We start from the raw sequence: 8460 nt of genomic DNA, 5'->3' as shown, positions 1-8460 counted from the left end.
GTCGCAAATCGCTGTTTTATAACTTTTATGGCGGTGGACTGTGAGGGAAACCCAGTAAATGTGCCTGCTTACGTACCCGAGGATGAACGACATATGCAGCTAGAATTAGTGGCGATGCATGCGAAAGATTTCGCTAAACAGCTAGACAGTGACTTTACGGAAAATATAGGCTTTCATTAAGGCGTGAGTATAGATGAACGTAAACGTAGATTGCTGGCATCGGCAACGCATATGCTAATTCCTAAAATATGCTTTTGTTGCAAATTTATTAAAAAATAATGCATTAAGTTTCATTTTGGCGGGTTTTATTCATTTTAAAGTGGTTTTTTATGCTGCTTTGTTGTGTTTTGAAAAACCACGTGATACTTATTCAGGTACAAAATAACAACAGGATTGAATATGGATTCGGGATCCGTCGCTAGCCTGCTCTTTGAAGCAGGTTCTCTTATGCTTATAGGAATGGTATTTGTTTTCTCATTCTTAGGACTTCTTATTGTGGGTATTCATCTCATTGCCCGATTTTGTGAAGCCTTTCCCGGTGAAACAGCAGAGCCTACAGCTCATTTAAAAGGGCCTTCAGCTAATTTGAGTCGAAACAATCAAGCGGTACAACCAGGAATAGACGGAAACGTTATCGCAGCTATTTCTGCCGCAATTCATACCCATCGCCAAAATTCTAAAAAATAAAGCCTAATCAGGAGTTACCATGTCTAAGCCTCTGGCCCTTACCGAGCTGGTTCTGCGTGATGCCCACCAATCCCTTCTTGCTACGCGCATGCGTATTGAAGATATGCTTCCCATAGCGGAAAAACTAGATAAAGCTGGCTTTTGGTCAGTTGAATCTTGGGGTGGTGCTACATTTGATGCCTGTATTCGTTATTTAGGGGAAGACCCTTGGGAGCGCATCAGAAAGCTAAAAGCAGCCATGCCTAACACGAAACAGCAAATGCTGTTGCGTGGTCAAAACCTATTGGGTTACCGCCATTATGCTGACGATGTTGTCACTCGCTTTGTAGAGCGTGCTCACGAAAGTGGCGTAGATGTATTTAGAATTTTTGATGCCATGAATGACATTAGGAATTTGAAAACCGCAATAAAAGCGACCATAGACAGTGGCGCTCACGCGCAAGGAACAATTTCTTATACGGTAAGTCCTGTGCACAATCTTAAGCTTTGGCTCGAAATGGCGAAACAGCTTGAAGACCTAGGGGTTCATTCTATCTGCGTAAAAGATATGGCTGGGCTTTTAAAACCGTACGAGTGCGAGGCATTGATTACCGGATTAAAAGAAACGGTTGATGTACCTATTGCCATGCAGTGCCATGCCACAACAGGGTTGAGTACGGCGACGTATCAAAAAGCTATCGATGCCGGTATTGATATGCTGGACACGGCTATTTCTTCAATGAGCATGACTTATGGTCATAGCGCAACTGAGACCATGGTTTCTATCGTAGAAGGTACTGAGCGCGATACGGGCATTTCATTGCCTGAGCTTGAAGACATTGCCAGTTACTTCAGAGAGGTAAGAAAGAAATACAGCAAGTTCGAAGGCAGTCTCAAAGGGGTAGATGCACGTATTCTTTTGGCTCAAGTACCGGGCGGAATGCTAACCAACATGGAAAGTCAGCTTAAAGAGCAGGGCGCTGAAGATAAATTCGAAGAAGTGTTAAAAGAAATTCCACGGGTACGGGAAGATCTTGGGTTCATTCCTCTTGTTACGCCAACCTCACAAATCGTGGGCACGCAGTCAGTGCTTAACGTACTCACCGGCGAGCGTTACAAAAGCATTACAAAAGAAACCGCAGGCGTTCTCAAAGGTGAATATGGCGCTACCGCAGCACCAGTAAACAAGGAGTTGCAGGCGCGTGTGCTTGATGGCGCAGAGCCCGTGACATGTCGCCCTGCTGACAATATTGCACCAGAGCTGGATACACTGAGTAAAGAGCTTGATGAACTGGCTGAGAAAAAGCAACTATCGCTGTCAGACGATAAAATTAATGATGTTTTGACTTATGCCTTATTCCCGCAGATAGGTCTAAAGTTTATCGAAAACCGCGGCAACCCTGATGCGTTTGAACCTGCACCTAGCGCGCAAGAGTCGCAAAGCTCGAGTGCGCCTAAGCCTGCTGAAGCCAAGTCTAGCTCACAAGGGGCTACCGCGAGTGAAACTTACGACGTAAACGTAGATGGAAGAGTGTATCGCGTAGAAGTGGCACCTTCAGGTACGCTGACGAGCGTTACACCTGCTAGTGGCTCTCAGACGCAAGCACAGCCTCAAACCAATAGCGCTGCGCCATCAGACTCTACCGCTTCTCAGTCTATTGATGCACCGCTTGCAGGTAACGTCTTCAAAGTCTTGGTGAGAAACGGCGACAGCGTGTCAGAAGGCGATGTGGTGATGATCCTTGAAGCCATGAAAATGGAGACAGAGATCCGCTCCGCATACACCGGTACGGTCAACGACATTACCGTTAGTGAAGGCGATGCCGTAACCAGTGGTCAACCGTTAATCTTATTGGGGTAGTACATGGATAAGTTAATGGTACTTTGGGATAGTACCGCGCTTGCGCACTTTGAAGCCGGCCAGCTTATAATGATGGCAGTGGGTTTCGGCTTGTTGTACTTGGCCATTGTTAAAAAGTTTGAGCCATTGCTTTTACTGCCCATTGGTTTTGGTGCATTGCTTACTAACATCCCTATTGCTGGTTTTTCAGAAGCGGGTGGGTTGCTGCACTACATATACAAAATCGGCATAGATACAGGGGTATTTCCTCTGCTCATCTTTATGGGCGTAGGCGCAATGACTGATTTCAGTGCACTTATTGCTAACCCTAAAATGTTGTTACTTGGCGCAGCTGCGCAGTTCGGTATTTTTGCTACCTTGTTTGGCGCGATAGCGTTAAACCTTATACCTGGCTTTGAGTTTACGTTAAAAGACGCGAGCGCCATTGCTATCATAGGTGGCGCGGATGGGCCGACGGCTATTTTCCTTGCCTCACGGCTTGCACCTGATTTGCTTGGTGCGATTGCAGTCGCTGCATACTCTTATATGGCGTTGGTGCCTATTATCCAGCCACCTATCATGAAAGCGCTGACCACAAAAGAAGAGCGCGAGATAAAAATGGGTCAACTACGACCTGTGTCAAAGCGAGAGAAGATTATTTTCCCGCTTGCTGTGCTGTTTATGACTATCTTGTTTTTACCAGCCGCAACGCCGCTTGTCGGCATGTTCTGCTTCGGTAACTTAATGAAAGAGTGTGGCGTGGTAGACAGATTGAGCAAAACAGCCCAAAACGAGCTCATCAATACGGTCACTATTTTCCTTGGTTTAGCAGTAGGATCAAAGTTATCAGCTGAAGCATTCCTTACGGTCGAGACTTTAGGTATTTTGGGGCTTGGGGCTATCGCGTTTGGTATAGGCACTGCCGCGGGCGTACTCATGGCCAAGCTAATGAGTAAGCTGTCGGGTGGCAATATAAATCCACTGATTGGCGCAGCTGGCGTCTCTGCTGTACCAATGGCAGCCAGAGTGGTGAACAAAGTTGGGCTAGAAGCAAACCCTCATAACTTCTTACTTATGCATGCAATGGGGCCTAACGTGGCTGGCGTGCTAGGTAGTGCGGTTGCCGCAGGTATTCTGTTGGCTCTGGTTGGCTAGAAAGCACGAATGCATTGCTGTACAAGGGGCAGTTTATCTGCCCCTTTGTTATTGCATGGCGTTTGTTCAAAAAAAGGCTTTCTAGGGTTTTCTTTTTGTGACGAGTCGAGCGTGCCAGTTCGGTACGTAAGTGCGTTTCTCAAAGAAAATACCACCCAAACGATAAGCGCTTTATTCTCGGATTGTGTTTTGTGGCACCAGAGATTGGTATGCGGTAACGAGTTTCTTAGTGCGCGTATGCTGGGGCCACCTAAAGATAGTTTCGGTCTTGCCTTCTTCTACAATTTCACCGCCTTCCATCACAATAATCCTGTCTGCAATGTGTCGTACAATACCCAAGTTGTGACTAATAAAGATAAACGCCAAGCCAAGTTCCTGCTGAAGCTTCAATATAAGATTCACCGTTTGCGAACGAATGGAAGGGTCTAACGCTGCAAAGGGTTCATCAGCCACTAACACTTTGGGCTTTAACACAATGGCTCTGGCTAGCGCTACGCGCTGCTGCTGTCCATCAGAAAGCATATGTCGATAAAAGTAATAGTGTTCGCGCAAGAGGCCTACCTTCACCAACATATCTTCTATAATTGGTTTGCGTTCTGCTTCGCTTAGGCCTGTATTCAAACGCAATGGCTCATCCAAAATTTTTCCCACAGGAACCGATGGATTCATCGACTCGGAGCTATGCTGCAAGATCATACGAATGTCATGGGTACGTTTTTGCTGGCTATCTTTAGACTGGTATTTGGCTAAATATTTGTGCGTGTTAATTTCAATTTCACCTGCATCAGCAGGCAGTGCACCTACCAAGAGCTTAGCCAACAAGGATTTGCCTGAGCGATTTTCACCAATAATTGCAATGGTTTCACCGCGCTTTACGCTTAAGTTCACTGGACCAAGTTGAAAAACTTCAGGACGTTTTAGCCAACGTTTCCTCTCGTTATGAATAAACGTGAGATCTTTAACCTGCATGATATCCATTACAGCTTCTCCATATGTAGAGGGAAGTGACAGCTGTAATTGTGATCGTGAATTTTACGCACGGCTGGCGTTTGTACACAGGCGCGCTGTGCACGAGGGCAGCGTGGACCTAACCGGCAACCAATAGGCAAATGCTGTAGTGTGGGAATAGAGCCACCAAGCGTGGGTAGCAGCGATTTCGGTGGCAGATCTTTTCTGAAGCTTGGCGCGCTGTCTAGTAATGCTTTTGTGTAAGGGTGCAGAGGGCGCTTCTTAATGTGCTTCATTCTACCTGATTCTACAGTCTGCCCTGCATACAACACCGTCATAGAATGAGACATACTTGCAATTGCCAGTAGGTCGTGACTAACAAACAAGATCGAAAGCGAGCGCGTCTGATTCAAACGCGTAAAGAGCTTCAGAATTTGTGTTTTTGTTGTAGGCTCCATTCCCCGAGTTGGGTCATCGGCGATGAGCAATTTAGGCTGTGAAACCAAGGCCATCGCAATCATGAATTTTTGACCTATGTCAGCCGGTATTTGATGAGGAAAAGCGCTTAAATAATGCTTGTGGTGCTTTATTCCTACTTTGTGAACGGTGCTTATTGCGATCTTTTTGCGATGTTGTGCTCGTTGCCAGAACCAGCTCCCTTCAACAAATTCATCGGGAATGCTCTCTTCCAACTGCTCGCCAAGTGTTGCCGATGGGTCTAAACTTGCCTGTGGGTTTTGGAACACGACCGCTATTTCTCGGCGCATTACCTCACGACGCTGCTGCACAGACATACTCAGCAGGTTTTCACCATTCCAACTCATGCGGTCAGCCGTTAAATTCCATTGGCTAGGAAGGGCTCCGCAAATGGCGGACACGATCAAGCTTTTGCCTGAGCCTGACTCTCCTACCAGTGCGCGAATTTCCCCGCTGCTAACCGACAGGTTAACCTTATCCAACGCTTTAATTGCGCCATCGCTGCTCTGCATTTCCAAGGTGAGGTTTTTAATATCAAGCATTGGCATATTAATGACTCACTCTTTTTTTAAGTGCTGAACGCAAACCGTCACCCACAATATTGATAGATAGCACCATGAAGAATATTGCCATGCCGGGGACGGCAACGTTCCACGGTGCTAGATAAGCAACATCTAGCCCATCAGCTAGAATAACGCCAAGTTCCGGAAGCGGTGACTGTGCGCCTAAACTCAGAAAGCCAAGTGCTGATATGTCGATAACTGCAATAGAAAGTGCAAGCGTGCCCTGTACAACCAGCATTTCGGTCATGTTGGGTAGTATAGAATGAGCAAAAAGTTGCCATCTACTGGCACCGTCCAATTTAGACGCCACTATATATTCTTTTTTCATTTCGGCGCGTACAAAACTTCTTGTGTGGTGTACAAACTGTGGAATAAGCGCAAGGGTAATTGCCCACATGCTGTTAACCAAACCGGTACCCAATATTGCAACGATAATAATCGCAATAAGTAGCGTGGGAATGGCCATAAGTGCATCGAGTAAGTGGTTGACGATACTTGAGCGAACACCTCGCAGCATGCCTGCGAAGGTCCCAAGGCTAACGCCGACTAACATGGCCAGCACAACAGTAATGAATGCGGAACCCAATGTGATGCGACACCCATAAATTATGCGAGTAAATAGGTCTCTACCCAACGCATCAGTACCGAAAAGGTGCGATATAGAGCCATTAGCTAACCAGCTAGGCGGTATTAACAGTCCGTCGATATTTTGTTCCACGGCATCATAGGGAGTGATGATTGGTGCGAACAGCGCACACATAACAAACAAAGCCAGCATAATCAGGCCAAGCATGGCGATGTGGCTCGCTCTAAATGATGCCCAAGTCCGTTGCCACGGCGACGGATGGAATTCTTCGTCGTATAAACTAAACTGTGGCACGTTCGTATTTCTCTCTGCTTGGGTCAATCATTCGGTTAAACAAATCAACCAAAATCGTGAGTGTAATTACCACCGTGGATACTGCCATCATACCAATTCTAAGGGCAGGGTAATCTCGTTGATAAATAGCTTGAATCAGCCAATTACCGATCCCCGGCCAAGAAAACAAGGTTTCGACAATCATCGCGTTTGTTATTAATGTTGTAATTTGTATCGCCATTAGCGGTAATATGGGCAGTAACGCGTTACGCAGAATATGACGAAAGAATATCTGCCAACTTGAAAGGCCTCTAGATATTGCTGCAGCGATATAGGGGCGGTGTTTCACGTCTATAACAGAACGTCTTGTTATTCGTATCATCGAAGCGGTGGCGATAGCACCAATGGCAAACGTAGGTAATGCTAAGTGCGATAACGCATCTTTGAAGGCTAAGGTCTTGTTTTCTACGTCAGACAATAAAATATCAATGAGAATAAAGCCTGACACGGGTTCGATGTTATAAAGCAAACTGATACGACCCGACAGCGGCGCAGCGTCTAGCTGCAAACTGAAAACCAATATAAGCAGGAGCGCAAACCAGAAAACAGGAAAAGAATAGGTCGTTATACTTGCACTATTTATTAGGTGATCAGACGTTGAATAGCTGCGAATCCCTGCATAATAACCAAGCGGTATACCAATGAATAAGGCCATCAACATGGCATAGGTTGCCAGTTCTATTGTGGCTGGCATCGCAATACCTACCTCTTCTCTCAACGGCAGGCCTGATGTAAAGCTGTATCCCCAGTCACCAGTGAGCAAATTGCCTACATAATAGAAAAACTGGAAAATATAGGGCTGATCTAGTTTAAATTGCCGCTCCAATGCTGCGCGTTGAATTTCATTTTGCGGCATGAGTCCTGTTAGGTTTTCAAGTGTATCGCCTGGAAAAAGATAGGCGAGTGAAAACGACATAATCGCTAACACCAAAAGCGTTAATATAAATAAAGTGCAGTATCTTACGAGGATCTGGATCACAGTGCTTTTTTTACCTCACCAAATCGTACACCGCCAAAGGGATTAATGGTCATTCCTTCTAGTTCATTCCTGTATGCCTGATAGCGGTAGGCGTGTGCGATGGGAACAAGAGGAAGGCGTTCGTATAATAATCGGTTAACTTGCCGGTATATAGCTGTGCGCTCTTCAATATCATCTGTCTGAAGGGCGTCGTTGAGTAATTTATCATAGTCTTCACTGCACCACATGGCACGATTTGTACCTGAGGGTATAGCACCACAGCTCAATAGCGGACGATAGAAGTTATCTGGGTCTCCGTTGTCGGCAGACCAACCAATTAATACCGAGTCGTGCAGACCTTCCTGAAGATGGCGTCTGAAGGTAGTCCAATCGTAACTGACAATGGTTGCTTCTACGTCTACATCACGCAAATAACGCTGAATGAGCTCGGCCATCTTTGTTGCGTTAGGATTGTAAGAGCGTTCAACAGGCATAGCCCATATCGTCATAGAAAAGCCGGCCTTAACACCGGCGTCAGCTAATAATTTGCGCGCTAGAACTGGATTGTAGGCAGTATCGTCTGCGTCATTTTGAAACGCCCAGCTTGCCGCAGGCAGCAGGGTCTTAGCTCTAGTAGCACTGTCAAAATACACCGCTTCTAGCAATGTGTTCTTATCGATTGCGGCCGCTAGCGCACGTCTTACATCTGGGTTATCAAAAGGAGGGCGTTGAGTGTTAAACGCCCAAAATCCAATGTTTAGTCCTGGTTTTTCCGCTAGCGTCAGATCTTCTTTTGCCCGAATCACTTCAAGTTCAGTCTGTGCAGGAAAAGCGGTAGCGTCACATTCACCTGTCATTAATTTAGCCAGTCTCAGTGAGCTTCTTGGCGTAATGTCAAATATAAGCTGCTCTACAACAGGGCGCGTTTCGTCAC

At 46.1% G+C, this 8460-nt stretch carries 8 protein-coding genes and 1 pseudogene; 4 read left to right on the top strand and 5 right to left on the bottom strand.

Annotated elements, in window-relative coordinates; translation table 11 throughout:
• From QVA83_RS19105 to QVA83_RS19090, 4 genes and pseudogenes are all read left to right on the top strand, one after another.
• Positions 1 to 180, top strand: a pseudogene (locus QVA83_RS19105) (acyl-CoA thioesterase); the annotation flags it as partial.
• A 219-nt stretch (positions 181 to 399) separates the two neighbouring features.
• A complete protein-coding gene (locus tag QVA83_RS19100) occupies positions 400 to 687 on the top strand; it encodes an OadG family protein (RefSeq protein ID WP_014975922.1) in 288 nt (95 codons plus the stop codon).
• A 19-nt stretch (positions 688 to 706) separates the two neighbouring features.
• On the top strand, positions 707 to 2527 hold the full coding sequence (gene oadA, locus QVA83_RS19095) for a sodium-extruding oxaloacetate decarboxylase subunit alpha (protein WP_069943922.1): 1821 nt from the start codon (positions 707 to 709) through the stop codon (positions 2525 to 2527).
• 3 nt (positions 2528 to 2530) lie between these two features.
• Complete coding sequence (locus QVA83_RS19090) at positions 2531 to 3661, top strand: sodium ion-translocating decarboxylase subunit beta (protein ID WP_069943923.1); 1131 nt, start codon at positions 2531 to 2533, stop codon at positions 3659 to 3661.
• Between the two features lie 171 nt (positions 3662 to 3832).
• Here QVA83_RS19090 and QVA83_RS19085 read toward each other — a convergent pair whose 3' ends face one another.
• The 5 genes from QVA83_RS19085 to QVA83_RS19065 all read right to left on the bottom strand — a co-directional run.
• Positions 3833 to 4639 (bottom strand): ATP-binding cassette domain-containing protein, encoded by an 807-nt coding sequence (locus QVA83_RS19085; RefSeq protein WP_014948676.1) that lies wholly within the window; start codon positions 4637 to 4639, stop codon positions 3833 to 3835.
• A complete protein-coding gene (locus QVA83_RS19080; RefSeq protein ID WP_014978627.1) occupies positions 4639 to 5634 on the bottom strand; it encodes a peptide ABC transporter ATP-binding protein in 996 nt (331 codons plus the stop codon). The genes QVA83_RS19085 and QVA83_RS19080 overlap by 1 nt, the downstream gene beginning before the upstream one ends.
• Before the next feature lies 1 nt (position 5635).
• A complete protein-coding gene (locus tag QVA83_RS19075; protein ID WP_287498817.1) occupies positions 5636 to 6529 on the bottom strand; it encodes an ABC transporter permease subunit in 894 nt (297 codons plus the stop codon).
• On the bottom strand, positions 6516 to 7484 hold the full coding sequence (locus QVA83_RS19070; RefSeq protein WP_287498816.1) for an ABC transporter permease subunit: 969 nt from the start codon (positions 7482 to 7484) through the stop codon (positions 6516 to 6518). The genes QVA83_RS19075 and QVA83_RS19070 overlap by 14 nt, the downstream gene beginning before the upstream one ends.
• 59 nt (positions 7485 to 7543) lie before the next feature.
• Positions 7544 to 8460, bottom strand: a 917-nt coding sequence (locus QVA83_RS19065; protein ID WP_287498815.1) for an ABC transporter substrate-binding protein, incomplete at its 5' end; no start/stop codon positions are given.

It is taken from the genome of Alteromonas sp. AO-Serp, from assembly GCF_017849675.1.
GTDB classification, from domain to species: domain Bacteria; phylum Pseudomonadota; class Gammaproteobacteria; order Enterobacterales; family Alteromonadaceae; genus Alteromonas; species Alteromonas macleodii.
This window is presented reverse-complemented; position numbering and strand designations above follow the sequence as displayed.